The organism is Burkholderia sp. L-4 (assembly GCF_056856535.1).
In genome coordinates this window covers 2,821,335-2,837,600 of sequence record NZ_JBXEOX010000001.1, presented here as the reverse complement: position 1 = coordinate 2,837,600, position 16,266 = coordinate 2,821,335, and the positions used below count along the sequence as shown (strand labels likewise).

General features: G+C 58.8%; 17 protein-coding genes and 1 pseudogene. 13 read left to right on the top strand and 5 right to left on the bottom strand.

The features are described 5' to 3' along the window. Nucleotides 1–20: 20 nt before the first annotated feature. Both AC1VVG_RS13230 and AC1VVG_RS13225 read right to left on the bottom strand, forming a co-directional pair. A complete protein-coding gene (locus tag AC1VVG_RS13230; RefSeq protein ID WP_167361874.1) occupies nucleotides 21–188 on the bottom strand; it encodes a hypothetical protein in 168 nt (55 codons plus the stop codon). A 637-nt stretch (nucleotides 189–825) separates the two neighbouring features. Then, the gene (locus tag AC1VVG_RS13225; RefSeq protein ID WP_186135476.1) at nucleotides 826–1,428 is read right to left on the bottom strand and encodes a TetR family transcriptional regulator; all 603 of its coding nucleotides are present in this window, start codon (nucleotides 1,426–1,428) and stop codon (nucleotides 826–828) included. A gap of 132 nt (nucleotides 1,429–1,560) precedes the next feature. Between AC1VVG_RS13225 and AC1VVG_RS13220 the strand changes: the two genes are divergently transcribed. From AC1VVG_RS13220 to AC1VVG_RS13205, 4 genes and pseudogenes are all read left to right on the top strand, one after another. Further along, nucleotides 1,561–2,643: an alkene reductase gene (locus tag AC1VVG_RS13220; RefSeq protein ID WP_186135477.1), complete on the top strand. Its 1,083-nt coding sequence runs from the start codon at nucleotides 1,561–1,563 to the stop codon at nucleotides 2,641–2,643. A 49-nt stretch (nucleotides 2,644–2,692) separates the two neighbouring features. Beyond that, nucleotides 2,693–3,481, top strand: a complete 789-nt coding sequence (locus AC1VVG_RS13215) for an SDR family NAD(P)-dependent oxidoreductase (RefSeq protein WP_186135478.1) — start codon at nucleotides 2,693–2,695, stop codon at nucleotides 3,479–3,481. 226 nt (nucleotides 3,482–3,707) lie between these two features. After that, nucleotides 3,708–4,571, top strand: a pseudogene (locus AC1VVG_RS13210) (alpha/beta fold hydrolase). A gap of 47 nt (nucleotides 4,572–4,618) precedes the next feature. Further along, nucleotides 4,619–5,620 (top strand): NADP-dependent oxidoreductase, encoded by a 1,002-nt coding sequence (locus AC1VVG_RS13205; protein WP_343727597.1) that lies wholly within the window; start codon nucleotides 4,619–4,621, stop codon nucleotides 5,618–5,620. A 295-nt stretch (nucleotides 5,621–5,915) separates the two neighbouring features. Here the strand turns inward: AC1VVG_RS13205 and AC1VVG_RS13200 are convergent, their stop codons facing one another. After that, the gene (locus AC1VVG_RS13200) at nucleotides 5,916–6,311 is read right to left on the bottom strand and encodes a winged helix-turn-helix transcriptional regulator (RefSeq protein WP_186135480.1); all 396 of its coding nucleotides are present in this window, start codon (nucleotides 6,309–6,311) and stop codon (nucleotides 5,916–5,918) included. Between the two features lie 88 nt (nucleotides 6,312–6,399). Between AC1VVG_RS13200 and AC1VVG_RS13195 the strand changes: the two genes are divergently transcribed. Continuing rightward, on the top strand, nucleotides 6,400–7,125 hold the full coding sequence (locus AC1VVG_RS13195) for an SDR family NAD(P)-dependent oxidoreductase (protein ID WP_186135481.1): 726 nt from the start codon (nucleotides 6,400–6,402) through the stop codon (nucleotides 7,123–7,125). Nucleotides 7,126–7,139: 14 nt separating this feature from the next. Continuing rightward, nucleotides 7,140–7,826 carry a DsbA family oxidoreductase gene (locus AC1VVG_RS13190; protein ID WP_186135482.1) on the top strand — a complete coding sequence of 229 codons (687 nt, stop codon included), beginning with the start codon at nucleotides 7,140–7,142 and terminating at the stop codon, nucleotides 7,824–7,826. A 267-nt stretch (nucleotides 7,827–8,093) separates the two neighbouring features. Here the strand turns inward: AC1VVG_RS13190 and AC1VVG_RS13185 are convergent, their stop codons facing one another. Next, entirely contained in the window at nucleotides 8,094–8,669 is a 576-nt protein-coding gene (locus AC1VVG_RS13185) for a recombinase family protein (protein WP_035973144.1), read from the bottom strand. A 529-nt stretch (nucleotides 8,670–9,198) separates the two neighbouring features. Here AC1VVG_RS13185 and AC1VVG_RS13180 point away from each other — a divergent pair. Together AC1VVG_RS13180 and AC1VVG_RS13175 are read left to right on the top strand one after the other, a co-directional pair. Further along, on the top strand, nucleotides 9,199–10,068 hold the full coding sequence (locus AC1VVG_RS13180) for a DUF4747 family protein (protein WP_442882701.1): 870 nt from the start codon (nucleotides 9,199–9,201) through the stop codon (nucleotides 10,066–10,068). Beyond that, on the top strand, nucleotides 10,061–10,639 hold the full coding sequence (locus AC1VVG_RS13175; RefSeq protein ID WP_482835734.1) for a hypothetical protein: 579 nt from the start codon (nucleotides 10,061–10,063) through the stop codon (nucleotides 10,637–10,639). The genes AC1VVG_RS13180 and AC1VVG_RS13175 overlap by 8 nt, the downstream gene beginning before the upstream one ends. A gap of 253 nt (nucleotides 10,640–10,892) precedes the next feature. Here AC1VVG_RS13175 and AC1VVG_RS13170 read toward each other — a convergent pair whose 3' ends face one another. After that, a complete protein-coding gene (locus tag AC1VVG_RS13170) occupies nucleotides 10,893–13,178 on the bottom strand; it encodes an nSTAND3 domain-containing NTPase (protein ID WP_442882699.1) in 2,286 nt (761 codons plus the stop codon). Between the two features lie 932 nt (nucleotides 13,179–14,110). Here AC1VVG_RS13170 and AC1VVG_RS13165 point away from each other — a divergent pair. The 5 genes from AC1VVG_RS13165 to AC1VVG_RS13145 all read left to right on the top strand — a co-directional run bounded on the left by AC1VVG_RS13165 (nucleotide 14,111) and on the right by AC1VVG_RS13145 (nucleotide 16,198). Next, on the top strand, nucleotides 14,111–14,302 hold the full coding sequence (locus AC1VVG_RS13165) for a helix-turn-helix transcriptional regulator (RefSeq protein ID WP_058039768.1): 192 nt from the start codon (nucleotides 14,111–14,113) through the stop codon (nucleotides 14,300–14,302). Further along, entirely contained in the window at nucleotides 14,299–14,823 is a 525-nt protein-coding gene (locus AC1VVG_RS13160) for a hypothetical protein (RefSeq protein ID WP_442882698.1), read from the top strand. The genes AC1VVG_RS13165 and AC1VVG_RS13160 overlap by 4 nt, the downstream gene beginning before the upstream one ends. Before the next feature lie 486 nt (nucleotides 14,824–15,309). Next, on the top strand, nucleotides 15,310–15,522 hold the full coding sequence (locus tag AC1VVG_RS13155; RefSeq protein ID WP_058039774.1) for a hypothetical protein: 213 nt from the start codon (nucleotides 15,310–15,312) through the stop codon (nucleotides 15,520–15,522). Further along, nucleotides 15,515–15,862 carry a hypothetical protein gene (locus AC1VVG_RS13150; protein ID WP_442882697.1) on the top strand — a complete coding sequence of 116 codons (348 nt, stop codon included), beginning with the start codon at nucleotides 15,515–15,517 and terminating at the stop codon, nucleotides 15,860–15,862. The genes AC1VVG_RS13155 and AC1VVG_RS13150 overlap by 8 nt, the downstream gene beginning before the upstream one ends. Nucleotides 15,863–15,871: 9 nt before the next feature. Beyond that, nucleotides 15,872–16,198, top strand: coding sequence for a hypothetical protein (locus tag AC1VVG_RS13145; protein ID WP_009908646.1), 327 nt, complete (start codon nucleotides 15,872–15,874; stop codon nucleotides 16,196–16,198). Nucleotides 16,199–16,266: the final 68 nt, after the last annotated feature.

The window sequence follows — 16,266 nt, the reverse complement described above, 5'->3', positions numbered from 1 at the left end:
GGCGGCAGGACGCCATCGGTTCATTCGGTGCGATGCGGAATGTCGTCCGGGAACGGGTAGGGCGCATGCGGCCCCGGCCAGTCGGGCACCGGCGGTTCGCGAAGCAGGTTGCATCCGCCCAGCATGATCGACAGCAGGGCGACGAGCACGCCGACGCGGGTCGGGCGTGAAATCACACGCTTGGACATGGCTTGCCTCCGTGCCGCGTTCCCTGATGCTTGGACTGTCGGGGGCGGGGGCGCGTTGCGGCGCGCATCGCATGCGGACAAAAACAAAAAACCCGCGAAGCGGCGAGCTTGCGCGGGTTTCGAGTGCGCAGCGCATGACGCTGCGAAAGACTGGTGCCAGGGCCGGAATGAAATAATTCTCTGTGATGCCCGTAGTGTAAGGGCATTGCTTGTTGGGTGTTGCTGAGTTGCCCCCAGAGTTGCCCCCCCGCGCTTCTGGCAGCCGCAGAATTCATATCGCTCTGCTGCGTGTGCCGTTCGGGCGAGGTCGTTCAGAAGATACCGACGGGCGTATCGGCGTAGGCTCGATCAGTCGAAGGCCCGTGCCGTGCGGAACGTTGCTGTGCCGCCGGAAGCAAAAATATTTGGAGATTTGGAGATAGACGGTTGTATCGGCCTGTAAGCCTTGTCTGGTAAGGCTGTGGTTATCTCCAAGTCTATCTCCAAAGTACACGTTTTCTTGGAGATAAAGTTGGAGACAGACTGCTGAGCTATGGCGTCCGCACGACGACGTTGAGAGTTGCCCTGCCTTCTGGAACGCTGCGCGCAAAGAACGCCCCGCGCGCCCACACCCCCGAGCCGCCGCTGCGATAGAAAGTTACTTTGCAACCGTCGCATCGCCCACTGTCACCGACGGGCTCATTGACGCGAGAATCGCGTCGCGGCAAACGGCAAGGATTTCATCGGCCAGCGGCGAATCGTCTGGGCAGGCGCGCGACATGACAATGGCACCGACCGCGTGCGCCAGTATGTCAAGTGACCTGGCTCGCGCCTGGCCTGCGTCTACACCGTCTAACGCACTGCCTTCAGGGCATAGCGCAGCCAGCAGGCTCTCAATGCCGGCCGCAAACGTAGCCCGAACCGCTTCCGGCTGACGGGCGGCATCCCCGCCCAGTGCGGCCATCGTGCAGCCGGTCGCGCGGGTGTCGCGGTGCTCGCGGGAAAGGTAATAGTGCACAAACTCAGGCGCGCGTACGCCCGCGCTCAGCGCCACGGTCTGCGCGATGCCGCAGGCCGCCGATTCCGCCATCAGGTCGGCCTTGGAGCGGAACTGCTTGTAGAAGCCGCCGTGGGTAAAGCCCGCGGCGGCCATCAGATCGGCAACGCCAACCCCGTCGTAGCCACGCTCCCGAAACAGCTTCGACGCCGTCTCGACGACGTGTTCCCGGTTGGCCTGCGCCTGTGCCTTGGTGACCTTCATTTCCTGACCACTGTGAGTGCATGTCTGCGAAGGCTTCATTATACATTGATGTTGACCATCATCAAAAACCTTGACAGCTTAGATTATGAGCATCATTATTGATCTCACTCGTAACCCCGAAGCTGACGCAACATGACCGATAAGACGCTTTTCGAGCCCTACACCCTTGGCCGCATGACACTCTCAAATCGCTTTGTCATGGCACCGCTGACCCGGAATCGCGCAGGCGCGGGGCTGGTACCCAGCGAACTGGCAGCGACCTACTACGCCCAGCGCGCCTCGGCCGGCCTCATCATCACGGAGGCCACCCAAGTGTCGGCCCAGGCCCAGGGCTATCAGGACACTCCGGGCCTATACACGCCCGAGCAGATCGCCGGCTGGCGCAAGGTCACAGAGGCTGTGCACGCCAAGGGTGGGCGCATCTTCGCGCAGCTCTGGCACGTCGGCCGTGTTTCGCACGTCGATGTCCAGCCAGGCGGCGCTGCGCCTGTCGCGCCTTCGGCCATTCGCGCGGAGACGAAAACCTTCGTCAACAACGGATTTGTAGACGTGTCCCAGCCGCGTGCGCTGGCGCTTGTTGAGTTGCCGGGCATCGTGAACGATTTCCGCCAGGCGGCGGCCAACGCTATTGCGGCCGGCTTCGACGGCGTGGAGATCCACGGTGCCAACGGCTATTTGCTGGAGCAGTTCATCAAGGACGGGGCCAACCAGCGCACTGACGCCTACGGCGGCTCAATCGAGAACCGTGCGCGCCTGTTGCTCGAAGTCGTCGCTGCGGTGGTGGAAGAAATCGGCGCCGACCGCACCGGTGTGCGCATCTCGCCCGTGTCGCCGGCTAACGGCATCTGGAGCAGCGACCCGCAGTCGCAATACAACTACATCGCCGGGCAGCTCAGCGCGCTGGGCATCGTCTACCTTCACGTGGTCGAGGGTGCGACCGGCGGTCCGCGCGATGTCGCACCGTTCGACTACGACACGCTCCGCAGCCGGTTCAGACAAACCTACCTAGCCAACAACGGCTACGACCTGGAACTCGCTACTGCCAGGCTCAACGAGGGCAAGGCGGACTTGTTCGCCTTCGGCCGTGCATTCATCAGCAACCCTGATCTGGTCGAACGCCTGAAGACCGGCGCACCGCTGGCGCAGCCCAACTTCGCCACGCTCTATGGTGGCGGTGCTGCCGGTTACACCGACTACCCGACCGTCGCCGTCTGAGGCGCTGCTTGCGCCTGCGCCCAAACCGCTCTTACAAAGGAATTAACACATGACCACGCTCCCGACTGTTCTCATCACCGGCGCCTCCTCAGGCATCGGCTCCATCTACGCCGAACGCTTCGCCGGCCGCGGCCACGATCTCGTTCTGGTCGCTCGCGACAAGGTACGCCTCGATACGCTGGCCGCGCGCCTGCGTGAGGAAAGCGGTGTGGCCGTCGACGTGCTGCCGGCCGACCTGACCAAGCCTGGGGATCTGGCCGCGGTCGAGACTCGCCTGCGCGACGACTCTCACATAGGCATCCTGATTAATAACGCCGGCATGGCTCAGGCGGGTAGCTTCGTGCAGCAGACCGCTGAGGGCATCGAACGACTGATCACGCTGAACACCACGGCGCTGACGCGGCTCGCAGCCGCGGTCGCTCCACGCTTCGTGCAGTCGGGGACTGGCGCGATCGTCAACATCGGCTCAGTGGTGGGTTTCGCGCCTGAACTCGGCATGTCGATCTATGGTGCCACCAAGGCCTTCGTGCTGTTCCTATCGCAGGGATTGAACCTGGAGTTGTCGCCCAGCGGCGTTTACGTGCAGGCGGTACTGCCGGCGGCGACCCGTACGGAAATCTGGGAGCGGGCCGGCATCGACGTCAACGCGCTTAACGAGGTGATGGAGGTCGGCGAACTGGTTGATGCTGCGTTGGTCGGCTTCGATCGCCGCGAACTCGTCACCATCCCGCCGCTGCATGTGGCCGGGCGCTGGGACGCACTGGATGGCGCGCGTCAAGGGCTCATGTCGGACATTCGACAAGCGCATGCGGCCGATCGCTATCGGCCAGAAGCCTGAGCACTGCGGCTTCTGTCTTACCCGAAAGCTAGCAATGCCTCATCGTGCGGCTGGAAGCGTGAGCACGTCCGGGCCGCCGACCTGCACCCCGGAAAGTTTGCACGAGCTAACCGAGCAGTCGGCCCCGCCGAAGTGCATGGCGTTGCATATGCTGTACTCCAGGGCCCGGCGCGCGGCGCACCGTCGAGGACGTCAACGCGTTAAGGCCACCACCAGGGAAGCGATGATGAACAGTTTCAACCCGGATAGCCACTCGGCAACGGCCTATGTGCACGCTCAGAACAAGCAGGTCAGCGCTGGTGGAATCACGTTCGCGTACCGCGAACTGGGCCGGCACGGCGGCACCCCTCTGATCCTGCTTAACCACTGGGGCGCCGTGCTGGACAACTTCGACCCGCGCATCGTCGATGGCCTGGCCCGCAAGCATCGCGTAATTGCGATCGACTATCGGGGAATCGGTTCGTCTGGCGGCATTGCGCCCGTGACCGTAGACGGGATGGCGCGCGACACTATCGCGTTGATCCGTGCAATGGGTTTCGAACAGGTCGATCTGCTCGGCTTTTCGCTCGGCGGTTTCGTGGCGCAGGACGTGGCGCTCAAGGCGCCGGACTTGGTGCGCAGGCTCATCCTCACAGGCACGGGGCCCGCGGGTGGCCAGGGCATCGATCGGGTGGGGGCGATGTCCTGACCTCTGATGCTCAAGGGCCTGGTGACATTGCACGATCCCAAAACCTATATGTTCTTCACCTCCACCGCCAACGGCCGGCAGGCGGCAAGCGCATTCTTGAAGAGGCTCAAGGAACGCAAGGCGGGGCGCGACAAGGGGCCGACACCCCGCGCCTTGCTTCGCCAGCTCAAGGCGATCAAAGGGTGGGGCCAGCAAGCGCCGCAGGATCTCACCCGCCTGCACATGCCTGTCCTGATCGCCAATGGAGACAACGACATCATGGTGCCCACCGCATTGAGCCATGAAATGGCGCGCCGCATTCCCAACGCGCAGCTTGTGATTTACCAGGACGCCGGGCACGGAGGCATCTTCCAGTATCACACCGGCTTCGTGATCAAAGCACTGGAGTTTCTGGCGCAATGAATCCTTCGCGGACGGCGACAGGTACCCAACATCGAATTTAGAACACCATGAAAGCACTCACCTTCAAACGCTATGGCAAGTCAGCCGAGATCGCGCTCGCCGAAGTACCCCGCCCCACGCTAAAGCCTGACGAACTGTTGGTCCAGGTCCACGCGGCGGGGTTGAACCCAATCGACAACATGATTCCGGCAGGAACGTTCAAGCCCGTCCTCAAATTCGAGTTGCCGGCCACGCTCGGCAGCGATATTTCTGGTGTGGTGACCGAGGTCGGCAGCAGTGTGACGCGTTTCAAGCCGGGTGATGCCGTCTTTGCCAGCCTCTTCGATCTCGGTAGGGGCTCGATCGCCGAATTCGCGGCGGTGCCGGAGCGCGTTGCGGCGTCGAAGCCGGTCAATCTGGACTTCGTGCAGGCTGCCGCCGTTCCGATGGTCGCGCTTACCTCCTGGCAGGCGTTGAAGGAGCGCGCCAATATTCGAGCTGGCCAGAAGGTGTTCATTCCTGCAGGGTCCGGCGGTATCGGCACGTTTGCGATCCAGTTGGCAAAGCACTTCGGCGCCAGGGTCGGAACAACCACCAGTACGGGCAACATCCAACTGGTAACCAGTCTGGGCGCTGACGAGATCGTCGACTACAAAAAGCAGGAATTCGAAAAAGTGCTGCGTGACTACGACGTAGTGCTTGGCACTATTAGAGGTGATGCGATTGAAAAATCCATTGGCATCCTCAAACCGGGGGGCAAGATTGTGTCTCTTATCGGGCCGCTGGACGCGGCGTTCGCTCGTGCTCGCAGGCTGAACTTTATCCTGAGGTTGATATTCGGGCTAATGAGCCGCAAGATCATGCGGCTTGCGAAAACGCGGGATGTGGCATATTCATTTCTCTTCGTACGTCCCGATGGAAACCAGCTCGCCGAAATTGGCGAACTCCTCAAGTCGGAACAGGTTCGTCCAGTGATTGACAGGGTGTTTCCGTTTGACCAGGCGAAAGACGCGCTGGAATATCTGGCCCAGGGACGCGCCAAGGGCAAGGTCGTCGTGAGGATGAAGTGAGGTTGACGGCTGACAGTGATTCTTGCCCTTGCTTTTGAAGAGGCGGAGCGGCGCCTAGGTCCAGACTCAATAGAGAACCGGATGGCCGCTCAGGAATGTTCATCCGACACTCCGATGTCAGAGCGAGAAAGCGAGAGAATGACGCTTGTTGGCCGAACGCGGCCGGCCACCGCCCTATGACGCACGGCTCGCGCAGATCGACCCAAATCGGCCCGATGAATAAGCCGCACGGATGACCGCTTTCGCGAGAACCGCGGCCAACTGAACCGACGCGCAAGCAACACGTCGCACCGGATCAAGCACGCGGTCGGTCCGCTACGTGATCGTGCGAGGCGCGATGCATTTCAATCTGGTCGAGATGATCCAGAACCCACGTTGCGAGCTGCATCAGCGGCAAGGAAAGCGACCCGCCGAGCTCGGTCAGCGCGTACTCGACTTGCGGCGGGACAGTCGGATAGACGGTTCGCGTCACCATTCCGTCGCGTTCCAACGCCTTCAACGTGCGGGTCAGCATCTGCTGGGAAATTCCACCAATCAAGCGTTTCAGCTCGTTAAAGCGCCGTGGCTGCTGCGCCAGCATTGTGATGGTGAGAATGGTCCACTTGTCACCCATTCGGGCAAGGATCTGGTTGACCTTCTGGCAGGACGGGTTCGCGCCAGGTTCGCTTGGAGCGGTAGCAGGCATACGCATGTGACTAGGCCTCGAAGCTATGCGTTCTTGTGAGCAGTCAGTCTATCAAGCATAGTCATTGAAACATACCACCCCCATGGAGTTCGCAATGACTAGCAAGAAAACCATCGCTCTGTTCGGCGCCGGCACCGGTCTCGGAGCTTCCCTTGCGCACCGGTTCGGAGGCGCAGGGTATCGTGTTGCGCTCGTCGCGCGGCGTGCCGCGTCACTAGAGGAGCGAGTAGCCGAACTCGCTGTCGCCGGTATCGAGGCGGTCGCCTTTCCTGCCGATCTCACCGATCTCGACGGCATTCCCGCGCTCGTCCATTCGATCGAGGATCGGCTCGGCGCCATCGATGTTGCCGTCTTTGCGCCAGCCCCATCCGATGCGAGCTTTGTCCCGGCAGTGGACCTCGATGCGTTGACACTACAGTCCATGGCCAACATCTTCACGTTCGCGCCTGTCGAGGTATCGCATGCGGTGCTTCCGGGCATGCTCGCACGTGGCGATGGCGCGATCGTGATCGTCGGCGGGCTGACGGCCGTGGTGACGAGGCCTGGCATGAGTGGTGTTGGCCCTCTGATGGCGGCCACGCGCAACTACGTGCTTACGCTCAATGCAGAGGTGGCGTCCAGGGGCGTTTATGCCGGGACGGTGAACATCGGTGCGGTCATTGATCGCTCGACGGGCTTGCGTGCCATGACCACCAGTGGCGCACGGCTCGACCCGAATCTTCCGGTCATCGACCCGGACACAATTGCTGAAGAAATTCAGACCCTCATCGCGAGGCGCGATCGGGTCGAGTCCATTCTTCCGCCCTTGCCCCAGTCGTGATCTGGGGCGGCACTATGCTGAGAATCGACCTTTATACGGAAATCACCTGCCCATGGTGTATCGTTGGCCAGCATCGCCTCGACAAAGTGCTGGCCGAGCGCTTTCCCGAACTCGCCGTGGACATTCACCACCACCCGGTCTTGCTGCTTCCGGACGCGCCCACGAGCGGACTTTACATTCCAGACCTGCTTCGCATCCGTTACGGCATAACCGATCCGAAGGTGGCGTTTGCGCGGCCGGAGGCCGAGGCGCGCGCTTCGGGTCTACCCCTTGATCTTGGTCGCCAGCCTATGGCTTATCCCACGCAAGCGGCCCACGCGCTCATTCTGGCCGCACGCGAACGCAGTACACAGCACCGGCTCGCCGTAGCGATCACGAACGCCTATTTTATTGACGCGAAGAATATCGGAAGCGCTGACGTGCTGGCAGACATCGCCTCCGGACATGGATTTGAGTACGCCGAAGCCCGCGCCATTGCACTTGACCCGGCCGAGTACAGGCGCGTCGAGCAGGAGGCGGCAAACTCCGCCGTCGAAGGGGTGCGCTCGGTTCCTCACTTCATCCTCGGGGGACGCATCGCGATCAACGGCGGCCGTAGCGAAGACGAAATCGCATGTTCGCTGCAGGAAGCCGCGAGATTCATCGCTTCAAACCGTGTAGAACATGGACAACTGTTCTGGCGGGGTGCAACGTATGAGTGATGTACCCCAGTAAACGGTCGGCAACTGACTCGAGTCGAATGGCGGTCAATGGCCGAACTGAGCCAGACAACCTGACACTGTCTGCTTGGTCTGGTCCAGTCTTATACAGATGAGAGACTGACGCACTTTTGAATGCTGCCATTTTGGCAATGCGGACCGATATCCAACCCGGAACCGCGCATGCGCCGCCTCGCGCCTTTAAGCTGCTCGCTCCACCACCCAGCGAGCCGGGCTCTAGCAGGGCGTGAGTTGAACGGCGCGGGCCGCTTAGACTGCGTCGCGTACCCGCATGATCGTCTGGCGGCTCGTGCCGAATCGCCGAGCAAGCGCGGCCACGCTTGCCCCCGCGTCCAACTCGCGCAGCACGTCCGCCCGCTGCTCGTCCGACAGGGCGGACGGCCGCCCCATCGCCTTGCCTTCCGCCTTCGCGCGAGCGATACCAGCGTGCGTGCGCTCAATCAACAGATCCCGCTCGAATTCGGCCACCGCGTTCAACACCTGCATCGTCATCCGGCCGGCCGCGCTAGTCAGATCGACGCCGCCCAGGGCGAGACAATGAACCCGGATACCGCGTTCGGCCAATCCCTCGACCGTGGCCCGCACGTCCATCGCATTGCGGCCGAGTCGGTCGAGCTTCGTCACGATCAACACGTCGCCTTCTTCCATCTTGACGAGCAACTGCGCAAACCCCGGCCGCTGATCGGCGCTTACGCTCCCCGAAATGCTTTCCGACACAACGCGGCGCTTGTCGACCGAGAAGCCGGCCGCCTCGATCTCTCGTAACTGGTTTGCGGTGGTCTGGTCGGACGTACTGACGCGGGCATAGGCAAAGGTTCGGGACATATCGGGCACTCAATCTGTACGAAATGGATGTCCGAATGTAAGGCAATGTCCAAAACGTTTCAACCCTTATTTACGGACAGGGCAAAATGCCCCTGTCCGCAAGGGATCGGTTTCGGACATGTGCGTAAATCTAGACCTGATCTTTCAGTCAGCGTCAGGTCAGTTCTGAGATTGCATAGACGTCATCTCTCTAAGGGGAGTGATCGACCCTGAACTGTCTCTCGTTTTTCCCAAAAGCGGCCACCTAGACTGCTTGAGCGCTTGCGCCGGCGATTGGTTTCGGCGATCTAGCCCATCGCTGATCCACGGTCGCCTTCTGCACGAATGCTAACTATGTCAGCGGCGATGAGGACGGCTCCACTGATGGCAAGCGTAAGGGCAATACCCGATATCGTACGCGCGAGACTCAATTCAAGTTCTGATGTACAGTTTCCTTGTAACGCAGGGGTATTGAATCCGGACGTCGCCGCGTTCGAATTGGAGGCGGCGCACAAAAACGACTAGCGGGGGCGCAATGGCACGAAAGAGAATGTATTCGGTTTCCGGTATCAATATCCGGGTTCACAAAAAAGGCCACGCAGCAGAGCATTATAGCCAGATGTGGCGGTTGTTTTGGGAGCAGCGGCGCTCTATAAGGCATGCCAATACAGCTCTAATGATCGGCGACATTCGATTTGAGGATGAGAATAATCCTGAGGCCCCGATCTATGGATATTTATACCGATTTTTGGAAATTGATAAAGACGAAGCCTGGTTTGATATCGAGCAGCACAAAAAGGCGGATGCGAAGGATGTTAGTAAAATCAGCATTCCGGAAAAATTGAAGGCCTCCCTCAAGGAAATACCGTATTTTTTTGACGTCAAGAAGCACAAGTTATATTTCGTTAGAAGTGAAATGGAAACCGGCGTTTCCCCATGGATGGTGCTAAAGCTGATTCAGCGACTCGGACAAGATCAAATCGTCATCAAAGAATTGGGGCATGTGGATGCCACCATCCTAACCGATCAAAGTAAGCTTGAAGAGCTTTATTCATGGCAGGTGATTAAGATAATTGATGTAACCATTGAGCGTCCCAATCCACTGGACTTCGAAGACGAAGTCGAGGTTTTCAAGCGTATGAAGGCAAGGGGAGTCTCGGAGGAGAAGTTCGGGTACAAAAAGGCTCCTGATGCTGAAACCATCACTCCAGATAAGGAGATGAAGGCGGTTGTGTCAATTGGAGCTGATAATGGTAGCGTACACGCCAAGGGCGTTGAGTCCGATGGTAAGCCTGTCGAAATATCGTCCAAGGATATTCCTCGGATTGAGCGCGCGCAATACAACCATAACATTTCAACGTTGATGGACTCGTTTAAAGCGTTTGTTTCGCAGGGTTTCAAGAACCTTCACAATGACTAGCGATTCCAAGCGGTCCGCCGCCAAGACCAACGTCCAACTCATCTGCCTTTCTTGGGGGATATCCGGTAGATGGAAAGGCACGTTCAAATCGTTCGACTTTGTGTTGGCGTTGATTGTTTGTGCGCTGTCCTACCATTTTTGGTGGTATGAGAAATGGTGGGAGCAGGTCATAAGTGTGATCCCGAGCGTACTTGGATTTACCCTCGGCGGCTTCGCTATATTTCTTGGATTTGGAAGCGAATCTTTTAAGAAGATGTTGGCGGAAGGTGAAAATATTGATGCGTCGCCGTATATAAGTGTTAGTGCATCATTTCTTAATTTTACTATCTTTCAAATAGCGGCTCTTCTTATGGCATTCGTTGCAAATGCTATGCATTTCGATACTCCAAAATTATTATTGCCTTATAAGGGTGTGATTCACTGGCTCGATGTTGGCGGGTCTGCAATAGGATATTTTGTATTTCTGTACAGTTTGATGCTTGCATTGCGGGCCGCCCTCAGAATTTTTAGGTTGAGTCGTTGGTACGCCCTCTTTTTGTCTAGTCAAGACAACGAATCTCCTCCCAAGTAGCGGCAGCAAAATTAGTCGATCGTCGACGATCTACGTGGCGACAACCTCTCAAACCGGCCGAACTCGGCCGGCCACTGCCCAGCGCGCACGACCGGCGCAGATCGAACCGGAGCGGTCATACACGATTCTCAACAGCGGATACCGTCCGGCCAGTGTGCTGGGAGAAAGAAGGTCGAGCCGTTCCAGTGGCAATTCGCGCAGTTCAATGGCTGGAGTGGGTAAAAACGTCACCTAACCGCTCGTCGCGCGATAGTTACTGATCGACGTCGTCAAATATTGATCGCGAGCCGTCAGAAACTGATCCGTGCTGTGCTTCCCGATATGAATCGCTTGGCTCCCCATATTCACGACTGTTCGAACGCAGTTCTTCGATCGCCGCCTCGATAAAATCTAACCCTGCGTCGATGCACATCACCGACTCCGATTCGTCACTTAGTGCTTCACGATAGTCTTTGAATGCACTCTTAAGTGGGTCGAAATAGCTCGCCGGATCGTCCGTGTCGTCGTAGTTGTCCTGCCAATTGTCAACTGTGAGTTCGAGATTTGGGAGCAACTTGGTTCGGACCTCATCAAGAACCCCTTCTAACTCCGATCCTTCGAATATCGATCGCACATCTTCTCGTAAAAAATCGGAATCAGGCGTCTCTACGGCAAGTTCACGAATGCGTGCGACGTGGCGAAGCCGGTCCTGTTCCGGAAGCAGTTTGCATTCGTGCAAACGAACAATTACATCGACATCTGACACCGCGCTTAGGTATGAGCCAACATGCAGTTCGCCTATGAACCAGGGATTCCTAGCAATAAAAGCATGTAGAAAATCACAGCTGCAGCGATAGGACAAGAATCGATTCAAGCTATCCCAGTTCTCGCGGCGCTTTGCGAACAGGGTCTGCATTCTCGTCAACAAGACACCAAACCTGTCATTCGGCACGATGACTTTGACACCAGCTACGCCCATTTCGCCGCAAGAGATCTCGAGGAAGAGCTGCCGAAGTGGTGTGCCTGCCAGATAGATATCCATGAGCTCTCTGTTTTCTGCAACGAGCGCTGCAATCGCATCTCGAATCGTTGGATGTTTGAATCGCCACGCGTAGGTTCCTTCGTGTAGAACCTGAACAAGTAAGCTGCCGTTCAATGCGGTAAGTGAATTACGAACTTCTGCGATCGAGCCGCCCATGAGAGAAACTGCGGCTTCTTCCTCCAGTTCAAGTGTCACGGGGCTAGAAAGTGCTCCACCCCGCATAAACACGAGGGCGAGTGCCGATCTTGTGCTCGCGTCGAGTGTCTGAATTACCTCCTTGAGGAGATCCATTGGGCGAGCAACAAACTCATCAAGGCCGCTTGCCCCAACTACGAGCCGCTTGGTGAACTCTCGGTTTCCCAGTCGTCGCGCGATTTCAGGGCTGAAGCGTGCGTGCGCGGCCACTTTGGCGAGCAGAGGCTTTACGCGACGTTTGAACTCGATATTTTGAGAACCGAGACGGATATGATTGTAGAGAATCTGCTCCTTCTCGCCTTTAGTCAGCTGTTCGACACGGATGACAACTTGCGACTCCTGTATGACTGGGAGCGCGGATTGCTTTAGAAAGCGTTTTGCTGCTTGGTAGATATAGTCACGTGAGGTGAATACGACTTTTGCTCCACGCCGAATCGCCGCTTGAACATGGGGGAAGGTGCGATTCCAGGCAATTGTTCCCTGCCAGTCGAGCTGGGTTGCACCGAACGCGTCATCAACCCAAAAAAACTGCTTCTCGTGATGTGGATTGAAGTGGCTAACAAAGTCATCGGCATCTCGGACTTTGACCGTGGAGCAACCCCATTCGTCAATCGCGCCGAGTGCTAGAGCCGCTGCTATTGTCGACTTTCCGCACGCCGGTTCACCCAGGAGTAGAACGAAACCATGCTCTACGAGCGCCTGGGCACTTCGCTGATAGGCTCCCGTAATGACAAACTTGCCAAGGTCATCACCTAATGCACTGAGGATCTCCGCCGCTTGGGCATATGCGCGCTCGTCGAGGATTTGGCTGAGGTCCCCGAGACCATAGACCCTTGGAACAAGCATCCTCAAGCGTGGAGACTCTCGGATGAATTGCGTGATGCGCTCGCCCCCGAACAAGGCACAGTGCTTGATGCCTGGAATGGCCTCCACCCTGGCACGAATTGCCTCTTCGTTTCGTCCTGTCAGCCTTGCATTCGTGAACACGAAGTAGTTGTCGGCCAGGCCGGCTGCGGCAAGTCGCTGTGCTTTGGTGAGTTCGTCCTGTAAGTCGCTAAGTTTTAGCGTAGCACTTGAACTTGAAACGAACTTGCACTGCACAGTGAAGCTGCCACTAAGCCTTTCGCCGCCAGCGGTCTGCCAATCGCCGCGGAATGCACCGTCTCGTCCGCCGTCGTTCGATTCGTAGAACGCCTGAATCAACTGTCCCCATACCTCGGCAACGATGGAGGCGCACAGTTGCTGAAATGCCTTCCATCCGAGGGATTGCAGCTCAAACGTGACTTCGGAGGCTTGAACTTTTGCAGGAGTAGGGAATGCCATCTGAGTCCTTCAAACGAAGTCGACAGTCCGCACGGATCTCGAAACAGTCTCTGCGAACGTGCCGGAATCGTTGACGATCTAGCTGTCGCGGTCGACCGTCCGCTTCTGGTCGAACTGAGTCAGATGATATGACGCTGTCTGCTTGATCTAGTCCAGTCTTATACAGCTCAGCTAATAGAGGCTGAGTATCAGCGACGGGAATGCAATCCTACGGCTATCTTAGTTTAGACATAATCGACTGCGAGATCGTCAAGGAGTGGGCTCGGGGACGCGATGATGGCAATGGAAATAGGGCGAATTTCCGTCAAAATCAATCGATTCGGCAAACTCTCACTCGATTGAACCTCGGATACTGGCCAATCCCCTCGGCGGCTCGCAATCAGCGCGACATTGCGCTGCTGCCTATCGCCCTCAGCTGCCGCCACCACACGGAACGTCACGGAACCAAGCCGCACGACAAGGGATACAAAGCGTCGTCACGTCACAAGCCGCTTATGCCGCGAGCACCGAAACAGTGCTTTTAGGGGCATACCCCTTTCGTTATAATTACACCCTTGTCGGCACTCAGACGAACGCCTGCGGCCCTTGTGGGCTATACGTTTGGGGTAAAAAGCGCGGGAGAAGCTTGGTTCAAGCAGACTGCGCCAAGCCGACAGAAGAGGTGCCGGGAGCGTGCTACCAACACAACCCCCGGCGATTTTTTTGGCTTGGGAGCCTGTTCCGTGGAGGGAACACCACAGCTATCACATCTTTGTGGAAGATAGTGAAGCACTGTAGTCGATGCGAACAATAAGGGGGCAGGCGCGCCGCGTCAAGCCCTTGCGCGCGCCGTGCGTGGATTTTCATCGCCTACGATTTTTCGATAGCGCTGTGATTTTATACAGTTCCTTCGTCGTTTCCTCTTTCGGGGCAGGCCGTTTTCTGGGTGGAAAATGGTTTTCAAACTGCTTCGTCTTGTCGGCGTGCTCGATACCGTCGGCGTCAAAAAAACAACGTTGTATCGCTGGATTCGCGAGGGCAAGTTTCCAGCGCCGGTCCAGTTGGGTGCCAGGAGCGTCGGCTGGCGCGCCACAGACGTCCAGCAATGGGTCGAATCCCGTCAGTCCACGCGGGGGCAGGCATGAGTGCGCACGCCCCGCTGATCAGTCGCGGCGGTCCGTATGGTCGCGCAATGGGCGCGGCCGTTACGGCCCGCGACGCTGCGTTCGTGCGTTGCCGCGATGCCCGACTCCGCCAGCTCGCCGGAATCCTTGATGACATCGAGGGGCGCTTTTGGAATCGTGGCGACGACGCCGGCAAGCTCGTCGCGATCGCCGTCATGCTCGCCTCGACGCTCGCCCTCGAAGCCCCGCGTCTGACGACAAAGCAACTTGGCACCGCCTGTGAGAAGTTCGTCCAGGCGATCGCCGCTGCTGAACAAGATTCGGCGAACTATCGTCGTCGGGAGTATCGACAGCTGCGGAAAGCCTATCGCGCGCTTTACAACGACATCGATGCGCAGTGCACGGACGTGACGCGCCGCTTGGAAGTTAGCGCCCTGTTGCGGGGCGTCGCGCTCGGCCAATCGCTGGCGCAAGGCAGCTCGCGACTGGATATCGAACAGCTCAAACTGGCGACCGCCGTGCTCAAGGGGGAGGCCGCCTGATGCTCGCCCAAAGTCACTTTGTACCCGGCAACGCGTCGCGATTTGCGTCGTCTGGCACCGCGCGGTATCCTGTGCGCGTCGCTGAAACAGCAGCGTCCGGGCGTGGAACCCCGATCAATCGAAGCGCACAGCCGCGCAGAGCGGCTTTTTTGTGCGTACCGCCTTCGCGCGCCTTTTTCTATGGGCGGGCCTTGGTAGGGACGGCTTTTGCCGTGCCGGTTTCTTCGGTTGCCGGTGTTCCAACCCTGCCAGTGTGCCCGCCCACCCCCGTTTGGAACCGGGATGCGGGCCTCAACGTCAACCGAAGAGGTCGCACCATGCGCCAGTCCACGCACGCCCATACCGGGAAATCCTTCCCTCTCATTCAATCGATTGTCCGTGCCGCCCTTCGCGACGCGGCAACGGCCGACACGTATCAAGACGCACTCGATGCGACCGGCGCAGCGCTGGCCGCCATCGCGGCACTCGTCCGTGCGGAGGTGCGACATGGCTGATCGAGGTCTGTTGCAAGAAGCCTCAATGATCGCCCTGTGTGCGGCCGATCAATTCGCCAATCTCGAAGCCTTGTTCGACGCCATTCGTCAGCATCTTGACGAGTTCACTTACGAGCGTTCGCTCGTCGAAATGGGCCGCGACGTGGCGAGCCAGTACTCGGCCAGCATGCGGCGCCTGTCAAAGCCGGAGGTGAACCATGTCTGAGCAACGCATCCGCACCGCCGTTGTCGACGGATTCGACAACGCACCGCCGCTGGATACCGGCGCTCCGATCGAGCTGCAATTCGCCGTCGACCTGGGCGCGATCTGCGCCGACGCATGGCTCGACCTGAAAGGCGACGTCCGGCTGCACGATTACGCGGCCCATCAAGCCACTGCGTTCGCGCGCGGCATGGAAGCCGCCATGCAGGACGCAGGCGACGTCGACGCGCATCGCGTGACGATCAGCCGTCAAGCGTTCGCGGCCGGGCTGATGGGGCGCGTGCAGCAGCATTTGTTTGCTGCGCTCGGCCTCGTCACGCGCGAACCGCGCACGACGCACTGAGGGGCGGTCATGGCAAAGACGAACAAGAACGCCGTGCAACCGCTAGCGCCGCACTTCGTGGCCGAGGTGAACCGTCCTGATCACAACCGCATCGGCACGCGGATCAGTGACGCCATGGAACTGCTGGACAGCCTGCATTGGGCGGCCGACAAGGCCATGTCCGATGACGACTACTGGCTTGTGCTGAGCCTGTTCCGCGCGTCCCTGCCGTCGATCGGCGCGGCGCTGGAGGCGGCCAACGACGCCCTTGGCGAGTCGCGGCTCGGCCGCTACGTCTACAGCAACGACGTCACGGCCGGCGGGGCGGTTCTCTCGGTGCCTCGCGCGGCCGGCTGACGCTCCGCCGTTAGGCATCGCCGCATCATTCAATTCTTCGCGCGTCGGGTAGCTGCTTATCCGATATG